This is a genomic window from Terrabacter lapilli, from assembly GCF_039531305.1.
Lineage (GTDB): Bacteria > Actinomycetota > Actinomycetes > Actinomycetales > Dermatophilaceae > Terrabacter > Terrabacter lapilli.
This window is the reverse complement of the sequence record NZ_BAAAPU010000009.1, coordinates 271,999-295,942: the sequence shown is the minus strand read 5'-3', so window position 1 is coordinate 295,942 and position 23,944 is coordinate 271,999. Positions and strand designations below refer to the sequence as shown.

General features: G+C 70.5%; 19 protein-coding genes and 2 tRNA genes. 13 read left to right on the top strand and 8 right to left on the bottom strand.

The window, feature by feature from the left end; translation table 11 throughout:
- The first annotated feature begins 148 nt into the window (after positions 1-148).
- From ABD241_RS16265 to ABD241_RS16250, 4 genes are all read left to right on the top strand, one after another.
- Positions 149-2,743 carry a winged helix-turn-helix domain-containing protein gene (locus ABD241_RS16265; protein WP_344064933.1) on the top strand — a complete coding sequence of 865 codons (2,595 nt, stop codon included), beginning with the start codon at positions 149-151 and terminating at the stop codon, positions 2,741-2,743.
- Between the two features lie 68 nt (positions 2,744-2,811).
- Positions 2,812-3,090 carry a hypothetical protein gene (locus ABD241_RS16260; protein ID WP_344064930.1) on the top strand — a complete coding sequence of 93 codons (279 nt, stop codon included), beginning with the start codon at positions 2,812-2,814 and terminating at the stop codon, positions 3,088-3,090.
- Between the two features lie 118 nt (positions 3,091-3,208).
- Complete coding sequence (locus ABD241_RS16255; RefSeq protein WP_344064926.1) at positions 3,209-3,595, top strand: PLDc N-terminal domain-containing protein; 387 nt, start codon at positions 3,209-3,211, stop codon at positions 3,593-3,595.
- 388 nt (positions 3,596-3,983) lie between these two features.
- On the top strand, positions 3,984-4,838 hold the full coding sequence (locus tag ABD241_RS16250) for an alpha/beta fold hydrolase (protein ID WP_344064923.1): 855 nt from the start codon (positions 3,984-3,986) through the stop codon (positions 4,836-4,838).
- A gap of 75 nt (positions 4,839-4,913) precedes the next feature.
- On the opposite strand, the gene ABD241_RS16245 is transcribed toward ABD241_RS16250, so the two are convergent.
- From ABD241_RS16245 to ABD241_RS16235, 3 genes are all read right to left on the bottom strand, one after another.
- Positions 4,914-6,170 carry a sugar ABC transporter substrate-binding protein gene (locus ABD241_RS16245; RefSeq protein ID WP_344064920.1) on the bottom strand — a complete coding sequence of 419 codons (1,257 nt, stop codon included), beginning with the start codon at positions 6,168-6,170 and terminating at the stop codon, positions 4,914-4,916.
- A 228-nt stretch (positions 6,171-6,398) separates the two neighbouring features.
- Positions 6,399-7,991, bottom strand: coding sequence for an MFS transporter (locus ABD241_RS16240; RefSeq protein ID WP_344064917.1), 1,593 nt, complete (start codon positions 7,989-7,991; stop codon positions 6,399-6,401).
- Between the two features lie 209 nt (positions 7,992-8,200).
- A complete protein-coding gene (locus tag ABD241_RS16235; protein ID WP_344064914.1) occupies positions 8,201-8,593 on the bottom strand; it encodes a hypothetical protein in 393 nt (130 codons plus the stop codon).
- A gap of 1 nt (position 8,594) precedes the next feature.
- On the opposite strand from ABD241_RS16235, the gene ABD241_RS16230 reads away from it, so the two are divergent.
- A complete protein-coding gene (locus ABD241_RS16230) occupies positions 8,595-9,254 on the top strand; it encodes a hypothetical protein (RefSeq protein WP_344064911.1) in 660 nt (219 codons plus the stop codon).
- 950 nt (positions 9,255-10,204) lie between these two features.
- On the top strand, positions 10,205-10,807 hold the full coding sequence (locus ABD241_RS16225) for a DUF1269 domain-containing protein (protein WP_344064908.1): 603 nt from the start codon (positions 10,205-10,207) through the stop codon (positions 10,805-10,807).
- A gap of 65 nt (positions 10,808-10,872) precedes the next feature.
- Here the strand turns inward: ABD241_RS16225 and ABD241_RS16220 are convergent, their stop codons facing one another.
- The 3 genes from ABD241_RS16220 to orn form a co-directional block, all read right to left on the bottom strand.
- Positions 10,873-11,592: an SGNH/GDSL hydrolase family protein gene (locus ABD241_RS16220; RefSeq protein WP_344064905.1), complete on the bottom strand. Its 720-nt coding sequence runs from the start codon at positions 11,590-11,592 to the stop codon at positions 10,873-10,875.
- 516 nt (positions 11,593-12,108) lie between these two features.
- Positions 12,109-12,184 (bottom strand) — tRNA-His (locus ABD241_RS16215).
- A 159-nt stretch (positions 12,185-12,343) separates the two neighbouring features.
- A complete protein-coding gene (gene orn / locus ABD241_RS16210) occupies positions 12,344-12,967 on the bottom strand; it encodes an oligoribonuclease (protein WP_344064902.1) in 624 nt (207 codons plus the stop codon).
- A 103-nt stretch (positions 12,968-13,070) separates the two neighbouring features.
- On the opposite strand from orn, the gene ABD241_RS16205 reads away from it, so the two are divergent.
- The 6 genes from ABD241_RS16205 to ettA all read left to right on the top strand — a co-directional run bounded on the left by ABD241_RS16205 (position 13,071) and on the right by ettA (position 20,588).
- A complete protein-coding gene (locus ABD241_RS16205; RefSeq protein ID WP_344064899.1) occupies positions 13,071-14,261 on the top strand; it encodes a PrsW family intramembrane metalloprotease in 1,191 nt (396 codons plus the stop codon).
- A gap of 56 nt (positions 14,262-14,317) precedes the next feature.
- Positions 14,318-14,390: transfer RNA gene (locus ABD241_RS16200), tRNA-Arg, on the top strand.
- 216 nt (positions 14,391-14,606) lie between these two features.
- Positions 14,607-16,316, top strand: a complete 1,710-nt coding sequence (locus tag ABD241_RS16195) for an ABC transporter (protein WP_344064896.1) — start codon at positions 14,607-14,609, stop codon at positions 16,314-16,316.
- Positions 16,313-18,013 (top strand): GTPase, encoded by a 1,701-nt coding sequence (locus tag ABD241_RS16190; protein ID WP_344064893.1) that lies wholly within the window; start codon positions 16,313-16,315, stop codon positions 18,011-18,013. Before ABD241_RS16195 ends, ABD241_RS16190 begins: the two co-directional genes overlap by 4 nt.
- Before the next feature lie 147 nt (positions 18,014-18,160).
- A complete protein-coding gene (locus ABD241_RS16185; protein WP_344064889.1) occupies positions 18,161-18,763 on the top strand; it encodes a single-stranded DNA-binding protein in 603 nt (200 codons plus the stop codon).
- 142 nt (positions 18,764-18,905) lie between these two features.
- Positions 18,906-20,588: an energy-dependent translational throttle protein EttA gene (gene ettA / locus ABD241_RS16180; protein WP_344064886.1), complete on the top strand. Its 1,683-nt coding sequence runs from the start codon at positions 18,906-18,908 to the stop codon at positions 20,586-20,588.
- Positions 20,589-20,670: 82 nt separating this feature from the next.
- Here ettA and ABD241_RS16175 read toward each other — a convergent pair whose 3' ends face one another.
- Entirely contained in the window at positions 20,671-21,690 is a 1,020-nt protein-coding gene (locus tag ABD241_RS16175; protein WP_344064883.1) for a magnesium transporter CorA family protein, read from the bottom strand.
- Between the two features lie 29 nt (positions 21,691-21,719).
- Complete coding sequence (gene yczR, locus ABD241_RS16170; RefSeq protein ID WP_344064880.1) at positions 21,720-23,165, bottom strand: MocR-like transcription factor YczR; 1,446 nt, start codon at positions 23,163-23,165, stop codon at positions 21,720-21,722.
- 61 nt (positions 23,166-23,226) lie between these two features.
- Here yczR and yczE point away from each other — a divergent pair, with 61 nt between their 5' ends.
- Positions 23,227-23,943, top strand: coding sequence for a membrane protein YczE (gene yczE / locus ABD241_RS16165; protein ID WP_344064877.1), 717 nt, complete (start codon positions 23,227-23,229; stop codon positions 23,941-23,943).
- Position 23,944: the final 1 nt, after the last annotated feature.

The following is a 23,944-nucleotide window of genomic DNA, read 5'->3' as shown; positions in this document are numbered from 1 at the left end:
GGACTGCGGTCACGCCGATGCCCAGCGGATTCACCTCCGAAGTCCGAGAAGTACCGCGAGCGGGCCGTTCGTATGCCTACGCTGACAAAGGACGTGCGACCCCACATCGACCGACAGGGTGGACATGGTCGGACTACGGCAGGCGCGGATGACCCCTCCACTGCCTTCTGCCCACACCATCGGCCGCCCTCGGTTCGCACTCTTCGTGGACCAGCGGCCGGTGGTAGTGCTCTCGGGCATGGCGGGCTACGGCAAGTCCACTCTGCTGGCTGAGGTTACGCGGCACCGGCAGGAGCACGGGGTGGCGATCTGGCTCACCCTCGACGACTCCGACCGTGCGGCTGCGCGCCTGGTGTCCGACCTGGTCAGTGCGGCCGGCATCTCGGGGCTCGAGGAGGCCGGTGCCGACCTGACGCCGCTGCGTGAGTCGACCATGCGTGCGGAGCCACAAAGCCTCGTCGACTCGCTCCTCGAGGTGTTCTACGACGCCGCAGTCCCGTTGACGCTGGTGCTCGACGACGTGCAGCACCTCACCGGGGCACCGGCCTCGGCGTCGTTGGTCGACCACATCCTGCGATGGGCTCCTGCGAACATGCGCATCGCGATCGCCGCCCGCATCGTCCCTCCCCTCCGGCTGCAACGCCTGCGGCTCGACGACCGGCTCACCTACCTCACCCACGACGACCTGGCCTTCAGCTCCGAGGAGACAGCCGAAGCCGTCCGGGTCGCCGGTCTCGACCTCGACTTCGAGACCGTCGACTCCATCCACCACACCACCGGCGGATGGCCAGCGGGCGTACGCATGGCGATCCTTGCCGCCCGCCAGTACGGCCTGCGGCAACAGGTGCCGACCCAGCTGCGACGCGACCAAGCATTGGCGGAGTACCTGGCGACGGAGGTTCTCGCGTCATTGAGCGAGGACGTGCGGCAGTTCGTCCTCGACGGCACCTTGGACGAGCAGGTCTGCGCGTCCCTGATCGATACCGTCCGCGGGACGCACAACGCGGAGGCGCTGCTCGAGCAGTGCCTCGCCGACGGGCTCTTCCTGTCCCGCGCGAGCAGCACGGACGAGCCCTGGTACTCCTGGCACCCCCTCTTCGCGGCACACGTCCACCGTCGCCTGGTCACGGACCATCCCGGGCGCGCCACCACCCAGCACAGGGCGGCCGCGGCGTGGTGGAGCGCGGTCGACGCGCATGCGGCGATCCGGCACGCCCTGGCCGCCGACGACGGCGAGCTGGCCTCGAACATCTTCGCCGAGCACTGGCTGGAGATGCTGATGGAGGGCCGGGAGGACGCCGTGCTCGCTGCCCTCGAGGAGCTGCCCGGGAGCTCGGTGTACTGCGCCGACGCCCGCCTGGCGAGGGCGATGATCTTGGTGCAGCAGGGCAAGACGGACGAGGCCCGGTTCGAGATCGACGCTGCTCGCGCGGGCGCCGGGCAGGTCCCAGAGCCGGACCATGACGGCTTCCGGGACCGGATGGCCGTCGTCGAGCTGTTCCGGACCGGCTACGGGCTCGGCCTCAGCGCGGCGATCGAGCCCGCGGAGGCCCTGCTCGAGAGGTTCGGGCAGAGCCGGCATCCGACCGAACCCGCGGTGCTGGCTTCCGTGCAGATGTTCGTGGGCATGGGCGAAGCGCGGCTGCAGGATCGGCGGGGCCCGGTCCTGGACATGCTCCAGTCGTCCGCCGCGACGGCCCACGACGCAGGTCTCGTCGCCCTCGAGCTGTCGGCGCTGGCCGAGTCGTGCATCCCGGCCGTCGCTGAGGGGCGGCTCAGTGAGATCGGCGCATTGGCGATGAGCGTGCTGACGCGGGCCGAGGAACGCGGCTGGGTGGGCCTTGCGACACTCGCCCCAGCCGTCGCCTTCCTCGGCTGGCTGGACCTTTGGCGGGGCAACCTGCACGAGGCACGGGCCGAGCTGGAACGCAGCCTGTCGATGATCCTGCCCTTCGACTGGGAGCTGCGCGGCCTCACCTTGAACTTCCTCACGAAGACGTGCCTGTCGTTGGGGGACGTCGCCGGGGCGAGGCGGGCCATGACGCGGCTCGACGAGCTGATCGGGTCCGGACGGACCACCCCGGCGTGGACGTCCATGCTCGCCGCCCTCGAGAGTCTGGTCCTCCTGGCCGAGGGAAGGAAGCGCGAGGCGGTGGCACTGGCGATGGGCCCGGTGACGGAGCCTGAGTACCCCATGGCCCGGCCGCACCGCGCAACGGTCCTGCTGCACGCGGGTCTGACCGTCGAAGCGCTCGCCGAGCTGGCCCGGGTGCCGACGGAGGGCAGGCTCATCCACGTCGAGTGCCTTTGTCGCTGCCTCGAGGCAGAGGCGCGCGCAGCACTGGGGCGTCCGGACGCCCGCGAATCGCTGGAGCTCGCCTTGGCGGCGGCCGAGCCGGACCAGCTCTACGGTCCTTTCCTAGGCGCTGGCGGGAAGCTGCGAGAGCTGCTCAAGTCCCACCTGCGCCACGGCACCTCCCACGCGACGACGGTGACGCAGATCCTCGGCAGCATCTCCTCCAGACAGGCGCGCGGCGTCACGACCCGAGGTCAGCGCCTTACCCAGCGCGAGCGTGTGATCCTCCACTACCTCGCCACCAACCTCACCGCCGCCCAGATCGCCGAGGCCGAGTACATCTCCGTGCACACGGCCAAGACGCACATCTCGCACATCTACCAGAAGCTGGGCGTGAGCAGCCGTCGGGCGGCCATCCGCCGCGCCGCGGAGCTCGAGCTGTACTAGCCGCTCCGCGTGCGCTCTGGACGCACTGTGACCACGGCGATCTCCCTCGGAGGGGGCGAGGTGCGGCCGTGCCTGTCGCGGCGACCATGTCTCTACGCGAACTTCGCAAGGGAGAGATGACCATGCACGCCGTCGTGACCGTGACCGGAGACGTGGACGAGCGGGACATCTGGCCGTATGCCGCCTGGTGCTTCACCGACGGGATGAGCACCACGCTCACGGTTCAGGTGCACGACAGCCAAGAGCTGGTGGCGGTGCTCGGCAGCCTCACCGCCCTGGGCCTGGAAGTGACGTCAAGTCACCTCGTCGATGAACCCGATGGTCCTGCGGGGCCGCAAACCCGGTGACCTCTCATCTCCCTCGTGGAGTGCGATGTCGGTGGGGAACTGAGACGGCACGTTGAGTGGGGGAGACGGTCTCCTGGCGGTGATCCTTGCCGAAGCACTATGAAAGGACTGGCCAACGATGGACTTCTGGAGCTTCTTCTGGTTGCTTGTGTGGTCCTTCTTCTTCGTCGCCTACCTCATCATGCTGTTCCACATCTTCGGAGACCTCTTCGGGGACAAGGAGCTGGGCGGGTTCGCCAAGGTCCTGTGGGTGGTCGCGTTCTTCGTCTTCCCGCTGCTGGCCGCTCTCGTCTACCTGATCGTCCGAGGCCACGGCATGGCTGACCGCGAGATGGCGCGTGCCGAGCGCCGCATGGCCGCACAATCGGAGTACATCCGCAGTGTCGCCGCGACCTCAGTTCCGGCGTCGCCCACCGAAACACTCACCCAGGCCCGATCGCTCTTGGAGAACGGCGCGATCTCTCCCGAGGAGTACAGCGCCATCAAGGCCCGGGCGCTTGCCTGAACGCTGCCGTCCAGCCCGGCGCATGCCTGGCGAGCACGCCCGGGACTACAGGGCGTGGGACCGCTGGAACAGGGACGGCATGGCGGGGACCTTGGATATCCGCCCCGAGCTGCGCCTCGCCCGGGCGTTCTGGAACGGACACGACCAGCCACCAGACCGGGTGGACGGCCGACGGCGCTCGTGGTCGACCTGCTCCTCGGCCCGCCCGACCGCGCCGGAAAGGTGTTCGGCCGCCGAGCCCCTCCCGACGGGTAGACCAGGTGTCGGGGCGAGATCGACCTGTTCGCGGCGCAAGCTCAGAGGACGGCCGGGCCCCGGACATGTCCGTCGCGGTTCATCCTCGCCGGGTGACGCCCAGCACTCCTCCGGTGGAGAGGCTGCTCGCGTGGTGACCCCCTCCGCTGGCTCGGCCGTGGCCGAGCGCTGGACCTCGGTAAACGGCGTCAAGGTCTTCTACCGGGAGTCGCCAGGCCCACCGGGTGCCGCCACGATGATGCACCTGCACGGTTTCGGCCTCTCCGGTCGGTACCTGCTGCCGACGGCCGAGCGGCTCGCCGACGAGTTCCGCACGCTCGTGCCTGACCTGCCTGGTTTCGGACGCAGCGGCCGCCCACGTGCCCCGCTGGACGTGCCCGAGCTCGCCGAGGCGGCGGCGGCGTTCCTCGACGACCGGGGGATCGAGACGGTGACGCTGGTGGGCAACTCGATGGGTTGCGCTGTCATCTGCGAGTTCGCGCACCTCTTTCCGGCGCGGCTGGAGCGTGCCGTGCTTGTGGCCCCGGCTGGCGGGCTGCACAACCAGCCGCTGCGTCGGGCGGTGCAGCAGCTGGCACGGGACGGCGTACGCGAGCCTCTGGGACTCATCCGCGTCGCGGTGCCGGACTACGTGCGGTTCGGGGTGCCCAGCACGATGCGGATGTTCCGAGCCCTGACGCGCTATCCCGCGCTCGACCGGCTGCTGGCGCTGCACATCCCGACGCTGGTGGTCCTCGGCAGCGCCGACCCGCTCATGCCCGCCCCGCCTCGCGTCAAGGAGGTCGCCGGCCGGTTCGAGACGCATGTGCTCGTGGTCGTGATCGACGGCGCCGCCCACGCGATCAACTTCAGCCACCCCGGGGAGCTGGCCAACGTCACCCGTCTCTTCATGGCCGACCTGCCCATCGCGGACGACCCCGATTCGCCGGGGCAGGCCCGCGCCTACGAGATCCACCGGGGGGTTCACCTACCACCGATCCAGCCATGAGTTGGAGCTGAGGACCGGCGGTGTCGCGGGGGAGTCGGGGGCAGGTGTCGGCCGAGGCGGTAAGAGGTGCTCCCGCTACTTGAGGACGGCCTCACCCTTGGTTTCCAGACGCGTCAGTATCGCCTGAGGGTCTCCGCCGGGCAGGGTCTGCAGCTGGCTGTCGAAGTCCGCCAGGACCGGCTCCATGCCCGCGACCGTGACCGGGCCCTGCGCGTACGACGCCCCGGTGATGAAGGCGGCGTCGCTGGGGTAGGCGCCCTTGTAGGCGGCCGCTGCCGACTTGATCGGGGGCATGACACCGAGACCCTTGGCGAGCGCGAGTGCCGGCTCTTCGGTCGAGAGGTACTTGACGAGGTCGATCGCCGCCGCCTGCTTCTTGCTCTGGGCTGCGATGCCGTAGCACTGGGTGAACAGCAGCGTTCCCCGGGCGGCCGGCCCCGCGGGCAGCTCGACCGCCTGCCACCTCAGCGTCGGGTAGCTGTTCCGGAAGACGCCTTTGACCCAGTTGCCCTCGATCGCCATGGCGGCCTTGCCCTGGCCCAGTGCCTCGACGCCCGAAGCGGCGCCGACGCCCTTGGGGTATGAGGTGGTTCCGCTGGCCAGCAGCCTCTGCACCTCGGTCAGGCCCGCGAGGTTGCTCGCGGTGTCGGCGGTCATCTTCGTCTGGTCCGGGTTGACGATCCAGCCCCCCGCCTGCTTCAGGAACGGTCCCACGCCGTCGTGCGTGTCATCGACGACAAGGCCCTTGACCTTGCCACTCGTCAGCTTCCGGGCAACGGTCTCCAGGTCCGACCAGCTCTGCGGCCAGTCGACGTGACCCAGACCGGCCTGTTCCCACAGGTCGGTGTTGATGAGGAGGGCCAGCGTGGAGAAGTCCTTCGGCGCGCAGTAGAACTTGCCGTCGTACGTGAAGGTGCTGACGAGACTCTCGTAGAAGTCACCCTTCATGTCGAGCTGGTCGCCGTACGGGACGAGGTCTCCAGCCTTGGCGTACGACTGGAACACCTTGGCGTCGGTGAAGAAGAGGTCTGGAGGCGAGCCCGTCGAAAAGCCTTGGGACAGCTGCCGGTCGATGTCAGAGGCGGCGATCACCTCGACCGTGTTGCCGGTCCTGGCTTCCCACGGCTTGACCGTGTCCTGCTGGAGCTTGGTGTCGGCGGCGCCGTTCGAGGTGATCATCATCCTGATCGTGACTGGTCCCGAGGCGGCCGGTTGGACAGAGCTGCCGCCCGAAACCTCGCCACCCTCGCTCGCGCCGCAAGCCACGAGGCCGAGCACTCCGGTCAGGCAGGCCACGAGGACGGCGGTGGCGTGCTTTGTCGTGGGTGGCATCGATCCCTCCTGTTCCAAGGACCACGGGGGCCGGGCCCGGGGTGGTCCATCGAAATCGGCGAGGAGTCTCATCGCCGTCACGCCCACACTGGACCCGGCGGAGTGCCTTCGCATCATCCTGAACGAGCGATTCTTCGCGCTTGTGGCGACCTGGGCGGTGCGCTCGGGGTGGCCGAAAAGACGGTTCGCGGCAGAGAGCGGGGCCGCCCACAGATCCTTGGGCACCGATCAGGCGAGGCCTAGCCCCTCGGTGGACGGCGCGACGTCGGGCAGCCGCAACATCCTGAAGGAGTTGGCGACTCCGAGCAGAGTGGCCAAGAGTGGCACGAGGAGCGCGAACTGCAGCGAGCGGGCCCTGGCGTCGTCGTTGATGGCCAGTATCTCGGCCTCGACCTGTGGTGGCTGCCCGACGATGACCTGCTCGAGCGCCGTGTTGCTCATGATCTCGGCATCGTTCTCGAGGACCTCCGAGATGTGCTGCTGCTGCGCGGCAGGGATCACGGTGCTGGCGGCCACCTGCGTCGTGAAGCTGAACGCCAGGGCGGCCAGCATGAGGCCGCCGGCCATGGCCAACCCGAACGACAGGCCGAAGGACCCTGCAGCGGAGTTGACGCCCGCCGCCTCGCTGACCCGCTCCTCCTCGATCGGGGCAAGGGCGTAGTTGTTCAACTGGGAGACGAGCAGGCCCAGGCCGGCACCGGTGATGATGAGGGGCACCACGAGGTACCAGTCGCTGTGCACCTGAGGGACGATCGGGATGATCACGAGGATGCCCACGGCCGCCAGCACGAAACCGGCACGGATGATGGCGGCGGGCCGCCGCCGACCGGCGCTCTTTCCGACGAGGAGAGCGACGGCGAACATCGTCAGGGACAGTGGTGCCAAGGCCAGACCCGCCTGCATCGCGTTGTACTCCAAGGTCATCTGCAAGAACAGCGGGAGCACGATCATCGCGCCACCGAGCGCCACCTGCTGAAGCATCTGACCGGTTACCCCAGCCGTGAAGTTGGGCTTGTGGAACAGCTCGGGGTCCAGCAGGGTCACCCGCTGCTCCCGCTTGCGCCGGTTCAGCCAACGCCACAGCGACAGCAGGGCGGCGGCGCCGATCGCCATGAGGAGGAGGACGAAGTCGCCGCCTTCCTGCCACACGAGGATGCCGAGGACCATGCCGCCCATGCCGACCACCGACAGGACGGCGCCGACCCCGTCGACCTCCCGTGACCCGGTGTAGGGGACGTCCTTGACCAGCCGGATCTGGCTGAGCACGACCCCGATGATGACGACCTCGAGGGCGAACCCCACCCGCCACGAGAGGTAGGTGGTGACGAAGCCCCCCAGCAACGGACCGACCGCCGCGGCTATCGCGGCCGCAGCACCGACCATCGCGTACGCCTGCTTCTGGGTGGCGCCGATGAAGTTGCCGTGGATGAGCGACTGCATCGCTGGGAGGAGGAGGGAGGCGCCGAGACCACCGATGATGGCCCAGAAGACCACGATCGCGGTCAGGCTCTGCGCCAGCGTCATCGCGAGGGCGCCGACGGCGTACGCCAGCAGTCCGACGACGTACGCACGCTTGCGACCCATGAGGTCCCCGACCTTGCTGTTGATCAGGATGAACGCGGCGGACACGAGAGCCTCGAGGGCGATTGCCGACTGGACGCCACTCGCCGTGGTGTCGAGGTCCTTGATCACTGCGGAGATCGACACGTTCATCAGCGAGGTGTCGACGACGAGGACGAACATCGCCATCGCGAGAAGCACCATCAGGCGCCGGCTGCCCGATGCGACCGGTTCAGGGCTCTGGGATCCTGCTTCGCTCATGTGCTCTCTCCTGCGTCACCTCGTGCCGGTGGGCGAGGATCCCCGAAGGGAGCACTGCCGGCGGGTCCCAGAAGGCTACGGAACCCGGCATTCGCGGAGCATCAGCCTTGCCGGATGAAGCGTCGCCCGCGTCGGCGTGCCGCACCCGACCGCGGAGCCGGCCTGCCGTCGGTGTCCGGGGCGGCGCGGGGACCTGCGGCAGTCCGGGTTCATGGCAGATCATCCCGGGTGAGTGACGCCCTGACCGGTTCCTCACGGGGGCGATCAGTCATGACACGCTCCCGGGCCACCGACGGCGCCGTCCTCAGCCTGCTCCTACTCGCAGCCTTGGGCCCCCTGACGGCATGCTCAGGCACCGGTTCGGTCTCCTTGCCCACGTCTCTGCCCAGCGCCCGTGAGTCCAGTGCGGCCGCGTCGCCGAGTGCCACGCCGACTGCAGCGGCGCCCTCGGGTGCGGCGCTGCCCAGCATCGAGCCCAGCAGTGGGCGGCTGCCCACGCTCACGCTGCCGACGAGTCCGACCGAACCCACTCCGACGCAGTCGCCGGCCGTGATGCCCACGGTCACACAGACCGACACGCAGACACGGACGTTGACGAGCACCGTGACGGTGACCCAGACCGCACCCGCCGGCGCGGTTCCCACGGCCGCGCCGTCCAAGAATCCCAGCGCGGCCCCGACCGAGACACCGAGCCCCGCTGCCGCCGACGGGGCCGCTCCTCCCAAGGCAGCGGCGGCAGCCACCTCGGACGCGGGAACCGTGTGGTGGCCGTGGGTCCTCCTCGCGCTGGTGGTGCTCGGCGGCCTGGGATGGTGGCTGCTGCGTCGGCGCCAGCAACAGGCCGTGGTGGACGCATGGGACCGGCGACTCGAGGTGTGCGAGGACGAGGCGTCGTGGGTCGAGGATTCCTTGACCGCACAGGTGCTCGCACGGGCGAGCACCGCTGAGGCGCAGACGATCTGGGTCGCCGCCCAACCGCGAGTGCTGCAGGTCGACGAGGATCTGCACAATCTGACCGGGGATGCGCCGGACGAGGCACGATCGACGCGCGCCACGAAGGTGCGGGCCCTCGTGCGCGAACTCGTTGAGGCGGTGGGCTCGGACCTCACCACGGTGCCCGCGACGGAAGTTGCCACAGGGCCAGACCAGTTCAGGGCCCGCCGTGCCGCCATCGACTCCGCGCGCCAGCGGCTGCGGGCGGCACTGGGGCCGGTGCACCCGAATGCCGGTCCGGTGGACGGGCCTGCAGAAGTCGGACGTTGAGCCGGCCCTCGGCCCACGAACGCAAGGCGCGGGCCCATCGAGCGCCTGTGTCGAGTCCAGCACACCGTCGAAGTCATGACTCCTACGGCCAGTGCCGCAACGTACCCACCGGGCGCCGAGACCTTGTGAATCTGCCACCGGCCGCCGTTGAAACCCGCGTCGCTCGCCGTGGCCGTCGCGACGCCTGGCTGCGACCCGAAGAAGTTGTAGATCGAAGATCTGGCGCCGGGGTGCCGTGCCTGAGAGGTCGACCGGAGTGGCGACCGTCCGATAGATCCTCCGCGCCGGGGAGAACACTCATGGCGGGCATGATCCGGCGGCAAGCCCAGTACTCGTAGGCGCGCATGTCACGGCCGAGCCCGGTCCCGGCCACCAGCCCGGGGTCGTAGACGTTGAGCCGCTGCCCCTGCGCGGCCCAGTCGAGCGGCCCACTCGTGCGTGAGCGTGACGAGGGCGTGCTTGCTCGTCGCGTAGGCAACGCCTCCGTAGTGCCTGGACGGGTCCCGCGGCGTGAGCACGTCGTCCGGCCGGGCCAGAGCCGACGGGGCCTGAACAGACCCGGTCGGGCACGAGACCGTAGCAGGCCCGCCGTCCCCGGTGAGTCGAGGAGCCCATGACGACGGCGTGCCCGCGGCGGACGAGCAACGGCGTGAGCCCGATGAGCAGGGCGTGTTGGGCCAGGACGTTGATCGCGAAGGTCAGCTCGTGACCCTGCGCGGACCGGTGGCGCCGGTCGGTCAGCTCCAGACCACGTTGAGCACGAGGGCTGCCGGCCGTCCCCAGCCGTTCCGACCGGTGAGGCGGGCCACCTCCTCCGTGGCGGGCAGCAGCGGGTGCAGGTCCAATCCTCAAGAGGGCGTCGCCTGCCGGAGGCAAGGAGTAGCGTGCGGAATGCCTAGCAGCACGTGTTCGGCGCCCGCGCCGAACTCTTCTCTGATGAGGAGACGCCCATGTCAGAAGACGTCAGTAAGGACGCGGAACCCCCGGTCACGGTCGTCGGCGCCGTGTCAGATGGCGCATACACCCTGCTGATCGCCGACTTCGCAGACACGTCCAGTGCGCAGGAGGCCTACGCCGCCCTCAAGGAGGCGGAGGACGGCCGACACGTCGAGATCGAGGGCGTCATCGTGGTGAAACGCGAGACGGACGGAAAGCTCGAAGTACAGCGCGCCACCGACCACACAACCCGTCGCGGCCTCACCTGGGGAGTCGTTGGAGGCGCAGCCCTCGGACTCATCTTCCCCCCGTCGATCCTCGGGAGCGCGGCGGTGTTGGGGGCAGCCGGGGCTGCGGCCGGCAAGGTGGGACAGCTGCACCACCGGCACGAGCTGGCGGACGAGCTTGAGCCCGCGATCGAGCCGGGTCATTCCGGCATCGTGGCCTTGGTCTCCGACCCTGCAGCCGTCGAACTCCGGCAAGCCCTTCAGATGGCCAACGCGATCGTCATGACCGCCATTGACGATGTTGTCGCCAAGGACGTCAAGGCTGCCGCCAAGGAAGCCGAAAAGGCCGAAGAGCAGGCCGCCGGACCCAAGGGCGGCGAGGAACAGTAGTCAGCGGGCGCTTCCACCACGGAGGCGAGACGAGGATCGGTTCGAACGGGCAGTGTGGTCGCTACCTACTGCTCCGAACGCACCGTCTCGGCGACTGCCTCCGCGATCCTCTGGTGACCAGCCGCGTTCGGATGGTCACCGTCGGGCGCGAGGAGGTGGGTCTCGTCCCAAGCGTCATCCGGGCCACGGAAGGCAGTGCGCAGGTCGACGTACAAGCAGCCCGTCCTATGAGCCGTCTCGCGGATCAGGCCGTTCACCTCGGACGTGACGGCCGAGGCTGCATCGACATATCCGGGGCCTTGTGCAGTCGCGTACCGGCCACCCAGCCAGACGCTCCAGTAGTCCAACAGCACCACCGCGACGTGGTCCCCACCTGCCAGCTCACGGATGCGGGCGAGGGTGGCGTCGAGGTTGCTCTGCAGTTCGGGCAGCTTCTGTTCGTAGCAGGCGATCTCGGTCGCACACGCCGTGGAGTAGGGGACGTCGTTGGCGCCGACCTCGAGGGTGACCGCCTGGCTCTTCCGGATGTGCTCGGCCGCGGAGGTGTCCGACCGGACCTGCGTGAGGACATCACCACTGGTGAAGCCGGCGACTGCGTCGTTGGCCGTCTCGACCGGGTGCCCGGTCACACGCGCGAGGTCGGCACCGACCAGCTGCGGGTACGGGGTGCAGTCGCAGGCCGTTCCGTACGGGACGGAGTCCCCGAGCGCCGAGATCGCGGCGATTCCCTGCAGCGTCCCGGCGCCGCCCCCAGGAGTGCTCGACGTGGACAGAGCGGAAGTCATCACCGTGGCGGGTCTCTCGCTCGAAGACGGCGTCGCCGCCCCTTGAGACCCCGAACAGGCGGCGGTGACGACGACGATCATCAGGAGACCGCCCCGCCGCCAGAGGCCTAGGAGCGGACCGGAAACCGTCACCACACCAGTCTTGCGCGCTGTCCCAGCGGGCCGTGCTCGAACGGCGATGTACTCGGTTGCATGCGCGCTTGATCATCGGGCCGGACACTCTGGTGCTTCGCTCGACCTGTGGTCGGCCTCATGACGATCCTGGCGCTCTCGGCTGCGACGCCGCTGGATCCGGCGGTAGCTCATCTCGTCTGGGGGCATGTCGTGTTCTTGGGTGTCGTGCCTGTTCGGACACGGCGAACCGTCACGTGCCACCCCACGGGCGCAGTCACCCCGCGCAAGACCTGCGTCACAGGCGGGCCCCGTTGAACGGGGTGACGCCGAAACGCACTGTGGCCCGTGCCCCCTCCGGAGGGGGCACGGGCCACAGTTACGCCCCACACAAGCGGGGAACCATGGGGTGAGTGACGGGACTTGAACCCGCGGCCACCTGGACCACAACCAGGTGCTCTACCAGCTGAGCTACACCCACCATGCACAACACGAGCCGGGCCCGAGGGCTCGGCGCCGTGTCACGGCGTCGACAATGCTACAGGCTCCTGCGCGGTGCTCGTGACCACCCCGGCCCGACGGCATACGTCCGTTTTCGTCATATGCCGTCCGGTGCCTTCCCGGGACCTGCTGGGGTGCGTCAGTGCTCGATGACGTGCGGCGTCGCCAGCGCCTTGGCCGTGGCGCTGTCGGGGCCGGGCTGGGGAACGAACACCGCCTCGCGGTAATAGCGCAGCTCCGCGATCGACTCGCGGATGTCGGCCAGGGCGCGGTGGCCGCCCGACTTCTTCGGGGCGTTGAAGTAGACGCGCGGGTACCAGCGACGCGACAGCTCCTTGATCGAGCTGACGTCGATGATCCGGTAGTGCAGGTACGACTCGAGCACCGGCATGTCGCGCGAGAGGAACCCTCGGTCGGTGGCGACGGTGTTGCCGCCGAGCGGCGCCTTGCGCGGCTCGGGCACGAAGGTGCGGACGTAGTCGAGGACGATGTGCTCGGCCTCCTGCAGCGTCACGCCGGAGTCGAGCTCGTTGATCAGTCCCGAGGTGGTGTGCATGTCGCGGACGAAGTCGTCCATCTGCTCGAGCGCCTCGGCCGGGGGCTTGATGACGACGTCGATGCCGTCGCCCAGCTGGTTCAGCTCGAAGTCCGTCACCAGCGCGGCCACCTCGACCAGGGCGTCGGACTTCAGGGACAGGCCGGTCATCTCGCAGTCGATCCAGATGATCCGGTCGGCGATGGCTCGGTGGTTGGTGTCGCTCACCGCTCCACCATAGAGGCTGGGTGCGCACGCGCCCGGTCGAGCGCGTCGGAGGTCTCAGGCCAGGGCAGGGGCTCGCGTCGCCGGCTGCACTAGCCTGCCTTGCATGACCTCAGGGGACGTGTCGACGCAGGGCCCGGGTGGCAGCCCGGGCGGTCATGTGCAGCAGTGGAGCACGAGGCCGAACCCGACCCGACGACCGATGCTGCGCCGGGCGCTGAGCGTCGGGGTGGCCGCGTCCGTGTTCCTCCTGTGCCTGCTCGTGCTGCTCGGCATCCTGGGGGAGCGGCTGACGACCCAGACGCTCGTGACTGCGGCCCTGGCCGCGGTCATCCCGCTGCTGGTCATCGTCCCGACGTTCCTGTGGCTCGACCGCTACGAGGCCGAGCCGGTCCGCTACATCGTCTTCGCGTTCCTCTGGGGTGCGCTGGTGGCCGTCGTCGGGGCCTTCTTCCTCAACACCTACGGCCTGCAGCTGCTCGTCCAGGCTCGCTGGACCGACCCGCTCGAGACCGGTGCCGTCTACCTGGCACCGGTCACCGAGGAGACGCTCAAGGGCCTCGGCATCCTGCTGATCTACCTGCTGCGCCGCCGCGAGTTCGACGGCATCATCGACGGGATCGTCTACGCCGGTCTCATTGGCGCCGGGTTCGCCTTCAGCGAGAACATCCTCTACCTGGGGCAGGCCCTCAACCAGTACGGCAGCGAGGGCCTCACGTCGACATTCCTCGTGCGGGGGCTCATGGGCCCGTTCGCGCACCCGCTCTTCACGTCGATGACCGGGATCGGGATCGGCATCGCCGTGTCGGCGCGCCGGCCCGCCGTCCGGGTCGTGGCCATCCTCGTCGGGTGGGGCTGCGCCATGCTCCTGCACCACCTGTGGAACCTCTCGGCGATCGCCGGCCTTGCGGGCTTCTTCCAGGCCTACATCACCTACCAGGTGCCGATCTTCCTCGCGTTCATCGGCTTCCTGCTCTGGCTGCGCCGCAGGGAAGGGCGCCTCATCGGTCGCCACCTCTCGCCGTACGCCGACGCCGGGTGGCTGACCCACGCCGAGGTCGTGATGCTCTCCCACCTGAGGCTGCGACGCGCGGCGCTGGCCTGGGCCGCTCAGAACGGTGGTCGCCCGGCGAAGCGGTCCATGCACGCCTTCCAGGACAGCGCCAGCGACCTTGCGCTGCTGCGCTCGCGGCTCGTCCGGGGCACGGCCGAGGAGGGTGCCACCGACCGCGAGATGGTGCTGCTCCAGTCGATCACGGCCCACCGCCGGGGCTTTCTCGGCTCGCCCGTCACCTGAGCGGGCGCGGCCCCGCCGCGTGCCTATCATTGGACGGCGCCCGGATCGGGCGACCGGCCCCTGTAGCTCAGCGGATAGAGCAAGAGCCTTCTAATCTCTTGGTCGCAGGTTCGAGTCCTGCCGGGGGCGCCTGCCGACGCCGTGCGCACGGTCCCGGGGCTGCGGGCAGTCACCGCCGAAACGTCCGTGGCCCAGTGACTTCCACCGAGGCCGTATGCGGTGAGGTCGGCCGTCGAGGGCGCCACCGACTCCCGTGGCGTGCTCTCCAGCCGACTCGGGGTACGAGGTGGGGGCGCGCCGCCCGATGGGTTTGGTTGTGCCGGTGCGACACGAAAGGATACGGGCGTGGCAGGGAAGACAGGGGCGGGCAGTGCCCGGCTCCTCGACAGCGTCAAGGCACTTCGCTCTGCAGTCTCCGACGCCACCTTGCCGCTCGACCTCCCCGGTGCCGGCGCTGCCCGTTCCGCGCGTGGGCGCCTGCTCGACCAGCTCGACGACTACGTCATCCCGCGGCTGACGGCGCTGGACGCGCCGCTGCTTGCGGTGGTGGGCGGCTCCACCGGGGCCGGCAAGTCCACGCTCGTCAACTCCATCGTCGGCCGCGAGGTCTCCCTGCCGGGTGTGCTGCGCCCGACAACGCGGTCCCCGGTGCTCATCCACCACCCCTCGGACGCGGCCTGGTTCTCCGGGCCACGCATCCTTCCCGGTCTCGCCCGCATCACCGGACGGCATTCGTCCTCGGACGGTCCCGGGGCGGTGCGGCTCGTCTCGACGCCCGAGGTCGAGGCCGGCCTGGCCCTGCTCGACGCACCCGACATCGACAGCGTGGTCGAGGCCAACCGTGGCCTCGCGGCCCAGCTGCTCGCCGCGGCGGACCTCTGGATCTTCGTCACCACGGCAGCGCGCTACGCCGACGCGGTGCCGTGGGAGCTGCTGCGCGAGGCGTCCGAGCGGGGCACCGCGGTCGCGGTGGTCCTGGACCGGGTGCCGCCGTCGGCGGTCGACGAGATCCGCACGCACCTGGCCGCCATGCTGCGTGAGCAGGGTCTGGACCGGGCGCCCATCTTCACCGTCGTCGAGTCAGACCTCGTCGAGGGCCTGCTGCCGCCGAGCCAGACGGAGCGGTTGACCGGGTGGCTGGCGGCGCTCGCCGGTGACGCTGCCGCCCGGGCCGACGTCGTGCGCCAGACCCTCGAGGGGGCGCTGACGTCGATGGAGGCTCGCACCTCGGCGCTCGTGGCGGCCTCCCAGGAGCAGACGGCCGCGGGCGAGGCCCTCGTCGAGGTGGCGACGCACGCCTACGACGAGGCGAAGGAGCAGGTCCACGAGGGGATGGTCGACGGCACGCTGCTGCGCGGCGAGGTGCTGGCGCGCTGGCAGGAGTTCGTCGGCACGGGAGAGTTCTTCCGGCAGGTCGAGTCCACCGTCTCCCGGGTGCGCGACCGCTTCACCTCGCTCCTGCGCGGCGAGCCGGCCCGCGCGGACCACCTCGGGGAGGCGCTCCAGTCCGGCGTCGAGTCGCTCGTCGTCAACCACGCCGAGCTCGCCGCGAGCGCGATCAGCCGCGCCTGGCGGGCGCTTCCCGGGGGTCACCAGCTGCTCGAGGCCGACCCCGGCCTCGCTCGGTCGGGCAAGGACGTCGACCGGCGGATCCAGCGCCTGGTGCGCGACTGGCAGGGCGACATCCTCCAGATGGTCCGCGACGAGGGCCGCGACCGGCGCACCACCGCACGGATCATGGCGTACGGCGTCAACGGCCTCGGCGTCGTCCTCATGCTCGTGACCTTCGCGAGCACGGCCGGCCTCACCGGCGCCGAACTCGGCATCGCCGGCGGCACGGCAGTGGTCGGGCAGAAGCTGCTCGAGGCGGTCTTCGGCGACCAGGCCGTCCGGGCACTGGCCCGCCAGGCCCGTGAGCAGCTGTCGGCCCGCGTCGACGAGCTGTATGCCGCAGAGCGAGCCCGTTACGAAGGAGCTGTCACGACGTTGCACGTCGACTCCCACCAGACCGAGCAGCTGACCGCCGCGGTGGCGGGGCTGAGGGCGGCCCGATGAGCCCCATCAGGATGGGCAGCGCCAAGCTCGAGACGGTCTCGGCGGCGGAGCTGGGTGCCCGCACGACCGAGCTGTCGCTCGCGCTCCTCTCCGGTTCCGGAGAGCTCGACCCCGACGGCGTGGTGCGCGCGCGGCGCGTCGTCGACAAGGCCGAGGAGCGCTCGCGCCTGAGCGGTGACCACACGGTCGTCGCGCTGGCCGGCGCCACGGGCAGTGGCAAGTCCTCCCTCTTCAACACGCTGGTCGGCGCGGATGTCTCGACGATCGGCGCGCGGCGTCCCACCACCTCCCGGCCCACCGCCGCCATCTGGGGGGACGACGACGCCTCCGAGCTGCTGGACTGGCTCGGGGTCAGCTCGCGGCACGTCGTCGAGGCCACGGCCGAGCGGCAGGAGGCCGACGCACCCAGGCGCCCGGTGGCTGTCGGCTCCCTCGACGGGCTGGTGCTGCTCGACCTGCCGGACTTCGACTCGCGTGTGGTGGCGCACCGCCAGGAGGCGGAGCGGGTGCTCGAGCTCGTGGACGTCTTCATCTGGGTCACCGACCCGCAGAAGTATGCCGACGCACGCCTGCACGACGAGTTCGTCAGCATTCTGTCGCAGCACGACGCCGTGACGATCGCCGTGCTCAACCAGGCCGACCGGCTCACCCGCGACGGCGTCCGTTCGATCACCGAGGACCTCACGGCGTTGCTCGTGGCGGATGGCGTCCGCGGCGCCAAGGTCTTCGCGACGTCCACCGTGACGGGCGAGGGCATCCCGGAGCTGCGGCAGCGGATTGCCAATGCCGTTGCGGGACATGCCGCTTCGCGCCAGCGCCTGAGGGCCGACGTCGTCGGGGCGGCGACGCGGCTGCGATCCGGTGTGGCCGACACCGAGCCTGACGTCGGGCAGGTGCCACGCGCCGAGCTCGACACCTCACTGGGGCGCGCGGCCGGGGTACCCATCGTGCTCGACGCCGTGGCGCGCGACTACCGCCGCGAGGCCTTCGCGCACACCGGCTGGCTCTTCGCGCGCTGGACCAAGGGCTTCGCCGCCGACCCGCTGCGCCGCCTGCGGCTGGACCGCACGGGCGGCCGGCCGCCGATCCACGTCGACATAGACGGTGCCGACGTCCGAGCCGTCCTCGGCCGCTCCTCGATCCCCGCCCCCAGCGTGTCGACCGCGTCCGCAGTCGAGCTCGCCACCCGCACCTTCGTGCGCCAGGCCTCGGAGGGGCTGCCGGTGCGCTGGGTGCAGGCGGTCGAGGACGCCGTCGACCGGGGAGACGGGGCCCTCGGCGACTCACTCGACCGCGCCGTCATCGGAACCTCCCTGCGCGCACGCCGGCCCGTGTGGTGGTTCGTCGTCAACGTGCTCCAGTGGGTTCTGGGACTCGTCGCCGTGGCGGGCCTCGTCTGGTACGTCGTGCTCTGGGCCTTCGGGCTGCTGCAGCTGCCTCGGCCGGAGACCCCGTCGGTCGGGATCCTGCCCGCGCCCCTCGTCATGCTGGCCGTCGGACTGCTGCTCGGCATCGGACTCGGTGTGCTCTCACGGTGGTGGGCCCGCGTCGGCGCGCGGCACCGCCGGAGCCTGATCGGCAAGCGCCTGGCGGAGTCGGTGGCGACCGTCGCCGACCAGCACGTGCTCGTGCCGGTGGACGAAGTGCTGGGGCGACACCGAGAGACCCGCGTGCACCTGGAGGCAGCGGCCGGCTGACGACGCCGGTGGCGTTCGTCCACACCCACCCGGCAGGACGTGGCGCTGTCCACAGGGCGCGAGTGACCACTGCCGCTCGGGGCGGTCCGGGCCGAGGGTGGGTCCAGGCGGCGCAGGGCCGCCCGGACCCACTCCCAGGAGCAGCTCATGAACGAGACCCGCATCACCGTGCACGGCAACGTCGTCTCCGAGCCCGTCGAGCGGCGCGCCCGCAACGGCAGTCCCTACACGACCTTCCGCATCGCCACCACGCCCTACCGCCGCACGGCCGACGGCCGCTTCGTCGACGGTGAGACGAGCTTCTACAACGTCATCGCCTTCAACGCGCTCGCCGCCAACGCCGCCACGGCGCTGCGCAAGGGCCACCCCGTCATCGTCGAGGGCAAGCTCGCGATCAAGAACTACGTCAGCAACGACGGCCAGCCGCGCACCTCGCCCGAGATCGACGCCGACCACATCGGCCACGACCTCTCGTGGGGCCGCGCGAGCTTCGAGCGGGTGAGCCGGGCGGCAGCGCTCGGGCACGACCGCACGGCCGACCCTGACGTCCAGGCGACGGTGCGGGCGCTCGCCGAGGGCGACTCCCTCGAGCAGCGGCCCGCCCACGTCGACGCCGACGGGGTCGTCGACGACGACTACGACCCGCAGCACGACCTGTCCGACGAGGGGCCGAGCGACGGCGCGGGGGTCCTCGCGACCGGCGACCCCGAGACGGACGACTACGAGGTCATCGACAGGCTCAGCGCCTGAGCACGGGCCCACCCCTGAGCCCGACCACCTGAGCCCGCCCACCTGGCGCGGCACCGGGCCCCGCTACGGGGCTGACCGCCGCACGTCCGCGAGCGCGGACACCGATTCGGTGCCGCGCTCGCCGACAGATAGCCTTCTGCGCATGGCCGAGTACATCTACACCATGACCCGTGCGCGCAAGGCACACAACGAGAAGGTCATCCTCGACGACGTGTCGATGTCGTTCTACCCCGGCGCGAAGATCGGCATGGTCGGCCCCAACGGCGCCGGCAAGTCCACGATCCTCAAGATCATGGCCGGACTCGACCAGCCGAGCAACGGCGAGGCACGCTTGGCGCCCGGCGCGAGCGTCGGCATCCTGCTCCAGGAGCCGCCGCTCAACGAGGAGAAGACCGTCCTCGGCAACGTCGAGGAGGGCGCCGGCGAGATCAAGGCGAAGCTCGACCGCTACAACGAGATCTCCGCCGAGATGGCCGACCCCGACGCCGACTACGACGCGCTGCTGACCGAGATGGGCAAGCTGCAGGAGGACATCGACCACGCCGACGCCTGGGACCTCGACAGCCAGCTCGAGCAGGCGATGGACGCGCTGCGCTGCCCGCCGCCGGACTCGCCCGTCACGACCCTCTCCGGCGGCGAGCGCCGCCGGGTGGCGCTGTGCAAGCTGCTCCTGCAGAAGCCCGACCTGCTGCTGCTCGACGAGCCCACCAACCACCTGGACGCCGAGTCGGTGCAGTGGCTCGAGCAGCACCTCGAGTCCTACGCCGGCGCCGTCATCGCGGTGACGCACGACCGCTACTTCCTCGACAACGTGGCCCAGTGGATCGCCGAGGTCGACCGCGGCCGGCTCTACCCCTACGAGGGCAACTACTCGACCTACCTCGAGAAGAAGTCCGAGCGCCTCCAGGTGCAGGGCAAGAAGGACCAGAAGCTCCAGAAGCGCCTCAAGCAGGAGCTCGAGTGGGTCCGCAGCAACGCCAAGGGCCGCCAGGCCAAGAGCAAGGCGCGACTGGCCCGCTACGAGGAGATGGCGGCCGAGGCCGAGCGGACCCGCAAGCTCGACTTCGAGGAGATCCAGATCCCGCCGGGCCCGCGCCTGGGCTCGACGGTCATCGAGGTCAACAACCTCCGCAAGGGCTTCGGCGACCGCGTCCTCATCGACAACCTCTCGTTCTCCCTGCCGCGCAACGGCATCGTCGGTGTCATCGGCCCCAACGGTGTCGGCAAGTCGACGCTCTTCAAGACGATCGTCGGCTTCGAGCAGCCCGACGCCGGCGAGGTGAAGATCGGCGAGACCGTCAAGATCTCCTACGTCGACCAGGGCCGCGAGGGCCTCGACCCGACGAAGAACCTGTGGGAGATCGTCTCCGACGGCCTCGACTACATCAAGGTCGGACAGGTCGAGATCCCGTCACGCGCCTACGTCTCGCAGTTCGGCTTCAAGGGTCCTGACCAGCAGAAGCTCTCGGGCGTGCTGTCCGGCGGTGAGCGCAACCGCCTCAACCTCGCGCTCACCCTCAAGCAGGGCGGCAACCTGCTCCTGCTCGACGAGCCGACCAACGACCTCGACGTCGAGACCCTCGGCTCGCTCGAGAACGCCCTGCTCGACTTCCCGGGCTGCGCCGTCGTGATCTCGCACGACCGGTGGTTCCTCGACCGCGTGGCGACCCACATCCTCGCCTACGAGGGCACCGAGGAGAACCCGTCGAGCTGGTACTGGTTCGAGGGCAACTTCGAGTCCTACGAGGCCAACAAGGTCGAGCGCCTCGGCCCCGAGGCCGCGCGCCCCCACCGCGTCACCTACCGGAAGCTGACGCGCGACTGACGGTCACGCGCCGCTCCAGCCCAGAGAGGCAAGAGCACCCGAAGACGGCCACCGTGTCAGACCCTGGCGCGGTGGCCGTGCGCTAGATCCAGCCCTTGCGGCGGAAGACGCCGAAGAGGGTGATCCCCACTGCGGCGATGATGCCGGCGCTGAACAGCACGCCCCACGGGCGGCCGAAGCCGGGGTAGGGGATGTTCTGGCCGAACCACCCGGTGACCGCCGTGGGCACCGCGATGATCGCGGCCCAGCCGGTGAGCTTCTTCATGACGGTGTTGAGCCGCGCGTCCTGGAGCGACAGGTTGGTCTCGAACACCGTCGTGACCATGTCCCGCAGGGACTCGGTCCACTCGGCAGCGCGCAGGACGTGGTCGTAGAGGTCGTCGTAGAAGCCGTCGAGCTCGGCATGGCGCTGGTCGAGCTCGCCCCGGTGGCGAAGCACGGCGTTGACGACGTCACGCATCGGCAGCACGACGCGGCGCAGCTCGACGAGCTCCTTGCGCAGCCGGTAGGTGCGCACCTGCACCGCGTGCATCTGGCCCCGCTCGTCGAAGAGCAGGTCCTCGATCCCCTCGATGGCGTCGTCGAGCTGCTGGATCGCCTCGAAGTGGCCGTCGACGACGGTGTCGAGCAGGCCGTGGACGAGGGCTCCGACGCCGAGCCGCAGCAGCTCCGGGTCCTCGTTCCAGCGCTCGAACACCGGGTCCATGTCGAAGTCGGCGCTCCGGCGAACCGTGATCACGCCGCGGGGCAGCACGAAGGCGGAGATGCGGGTCAGGCGCAGCCGCGACGTCGGGTCGGTCGGGTCGCGGCCCGGAGCCTCCAGACGGGTGGCGTAGACGGTGAGGAAGGTGTGGCGTGCGTGCCGCGTCGCCTTGGGACGCTCGCCGGCCGACACGGCGTCCTCGACCGCGTGCGGGTCGAGGCCCAGCTCGTCCGCGAGGACGGCCAGCACGGCACCGTCGGGCTCGCAGACGTCGACCCAGACCAGCGAACCGTCCCGCGCCAGGTGCTCCGAGAGGTCCTCGAGGGCGAACCCCTGCTCCACCAGCACGCCCTGCTCCCACCGGCACGAGGTGACGTGCCGGGACGCGTCGTTGCTCACCGCGCCAGTCTCGCAGCCGGGCCCTCGAATCACGCGATGAGCGGAGTGACCTCGCGCGTCGTCGGACGCTCGCGAAGCGCCAGCTGCCAGGCCGTCGCGAGTCGCCGGCCCACCTCGTCGGCCTCGTCCGGCGCGACGCAGAAGGGCACCCGCAACCACCGCGCGAGACCGCCCTCGACCCCGAACTGGCCGCCCCGGGCCAGGCGGACGCCGGCCTGCTCGGCCACCCGGGCGAGCTGGTCGCTGCGGGCCTCGGGCAGCTCGCACCAGAGGTTGAGCCCTCCGGTGGGCACGTCGAAGCGCCAGTCGGGCACGTGCCGGCGCAAGGCCGTGACGAGCGCGTCCCGCCGGGCGCGGGCCTCCCGGCGTCGTTCGGCGAGGAGCGCCTCGCCCCGGGTGATGAGGTCGGCGACGACGAGCTGCTCGAGGATCGCCGTGCCGAGGTCGAGGCTGTGGCGCGCCTCGATGACGGGCTCCACCCCGCCCGCCGGTGCACGGACCCAGCCGACGCGCAGGCCGCCCCACCACGTCTTGCCGGCGCTGCCGAGGGTGTGGGTGTCGCGCGACGAGGCCGCGAACGGCGCCGGTCGCGGACCGAGAACCTGCTCGTCGAGGCCGAGCTCGACGAAGGTCTCGTCGACGACCGGGACGACCCGGGACCGGGCGAGGACTGCCCCGAGCGCCGCCCGGGTCGGGTCGTCCATGACGAGCCCGGTCGGGTTCTGGTGGTCGGGGATGAGGTAGGCCGCTCGAGCACCACTCTGGCGCACCGCCACCTCGATCGCGTCGACGTCCCAGCCCGTCGGCGTCAGCTGGGCGGCGACGGGGCGGTAGGCCGAACGCCTCACTCCCACAATGGCATTGGGGTAGGTAGGGCTCTCGACGACGACGCGGTCACCGACCTCGAGCCGGGCCCGCAGGACGGCCGAGAGCCCGCCGTGGGCCCCTGAGGTGATGACCACCTGGTCCGGCGTGGTCGGCAGCCCTCGCCCCTCGAACCACCCCGCGACCGCCCGCCGGGTCTCGGGCAGGCCGCGCGGGTCGTAGCCGGCGGTCGCGAGGAAGCGCGGCAGCTCGAGCAGCGCACGCTCGTAGGCGGCGGTGACCCCGGCGGCGGCCGGGAGGGCGGCATACGTCAGGTCGATGACGTCGGGCGGCACGTCGGTCGGGATGAGGCCTGCCTGCGAGAGCGCGAGTCCCGAGGGTCCTGCGGGGAGGCACACGACGCTGCCGGACCCGCGGCGGGTCGAGACGAACCCCTCGTCGCGCAGGGCGTCGAGCGCAGCGCCGACGGTCGTGCGGCTGAGGCCCAGCTCCGTCGTGAGGGTGCGTTCGCTCGGCAGCCGCGTGCCGACGAGGACCCGCCCGTCGCAGACGAGCCGGCGTATGCCGTCGGCGAGCGCCCGGTAGGCAGGGCGGGGCAGCGGGTCGGTGCCGAGGAGCAGGGCCAGTGACCGGGCCGAGATGGTGCGCATGAGGTCCACCGTCCCACAACTGGCCCTCAAATCCAGGTCCAGTCAGCGGCAGACTGGCCCCATGAGACGTCGAGTGCCCCTGGCCAACCTCAGCCCCCGGCAGCAGCTGCGCGCCGGCCGCCTGCCGCGTCGCACCGGGCAGCTGCTCGTCGGACTGGTCCTCTACGGCGTCTCAATGGCGATGATGATCCGCTCGACGCTCGGCCTGGACCCCTGGGACGTCTTCCACGCAGGCCTGGCCACGCACGTGCCGCTGACCTTCGGCCAGGTGACGATCATCGTCGGCGCCCTCGTGCTCCTCCTCTGGGTGCCGCTGCGGCAGTGGCCGGGTCTCGGGACAGTGGCCAACGTCGTGGTCATCGGCCTCGCCGCCGACGCCGGCCTCGCCCTCATCGCGCCGCCGCAGGCCCTGTGGGCCCGCGTCCTGCTCCTGGCCTCCGGCATCGTCCTCAACGGCGTGGCCGGCGGCCTCTACATCGGCAGCCAGCTCGGTCCCGGCCCGCGCGACGGCCTGATGACCGGCGTCGCCCGCCGGTCGGGTCTCTCGATCCGGCTCGTCCGCACGACGATCGAGCTCGTCGTCCTCGCCGTGGGCTGGCTGCTCGGCGGCCCCGTCGGTCTCGGCACCATCGTGTATGCCGTGTCGATCGGGCCGCTCGTGCAGTTCTTCCTTCCGCGGCTGACCGTCGACCTCGGGGCCGCCGGCCGGACTGTGCCCGCCGGTCGCGAGGCTGCGCAGGTCACGCCTGCGGACGCCCTCGGGTCGACGAGCTGCTGAC

Bases quoted from the DNA above. Each gene is read 5' to 3' on its own strand.
- ABD241_RS16245 (WP_344064920.1), bottom strand. From the start codon at position 6,170: ATGCCACCCACGACAAAGCACGCCACCGCCGTCCTCGTGGCCTGCCTG.
- ABD241_RS16205 (WP_344064899.1), top strand. From the start codon at position 13,071: ATGACCTCAGGGGACGTGTCGACGCAGGGCCCGGGTGGCAGCCCGGGC.
- ettA (WP_344064886.1), top strand. From the start codon at position 18,906: ATGGCCGAGTACATCTACACCATGACCCGTGCGCGCAAGGCACACAAC.
- ABD241_RS16255 (WP_344064926.1), top strand. From the start codon at position 3,209: ATGGACTTCTGGAGCTTCTTCTGGTTGCTTGTGTGGTCCTTCTTCTTC.
- ABD241_RS16185 (WP_344064889.1), top strand. From the start codon at position 18,161: ATGAACGAGACCCGCATCACCGTGCACGGCAACGTCGTCTCCGAGCCC.
- ABD241_RS16190 (WP_344064893.1), top strand. From the start codon at position 16,313: ATGAGCCCCATCAGGATGGGCAGCGCCAAGCTCGAGACGGTCTCGGCG.
- ABD241_RS16220 (WP_344064905.1), bottom strand. From the start codon at position 11,592: ATGACTTCCGCTCTGTCCACGTCGAGCACTCCTGGGGGCGGCGCCGGG.
- ABD241_RS16225 (WP_344064908.1), top strand. From the start codon at position 10,205: ATGTCAGAAGACGTCAGTAAGGACGCGGAACCCCCGGTCACGGTCGTC.
- ABD241_RS16240 (WP_344064917.1), bottom strand. From the start codon at position 7,991: ATGAGCGAAGCAGGATCCCAGAGCCCTGAACCGGTCGCATCGGGCAGC.
- yczR (WP_344064880.1), bottom strand. From the start codon at position 23,165: ATGCGCACCATCTCGGCCCGGTCACTGGCCCTGCTCCTCGGCACCGAC.
- yczE (WP_344064877.1), top strand. From the start codon at position 23,227: ATGAGACGTCGAGTGCCCCTGGCCAACCTCAGCCCCCGGCAGCAGCTG.
- ABD241_RS16265 (WP_344064933.1), top strand. From the start codon at position 149: ATGACCCCTCCACTGCCTTCTGCCCACACCATCGGCCGCCCTCGGTTC.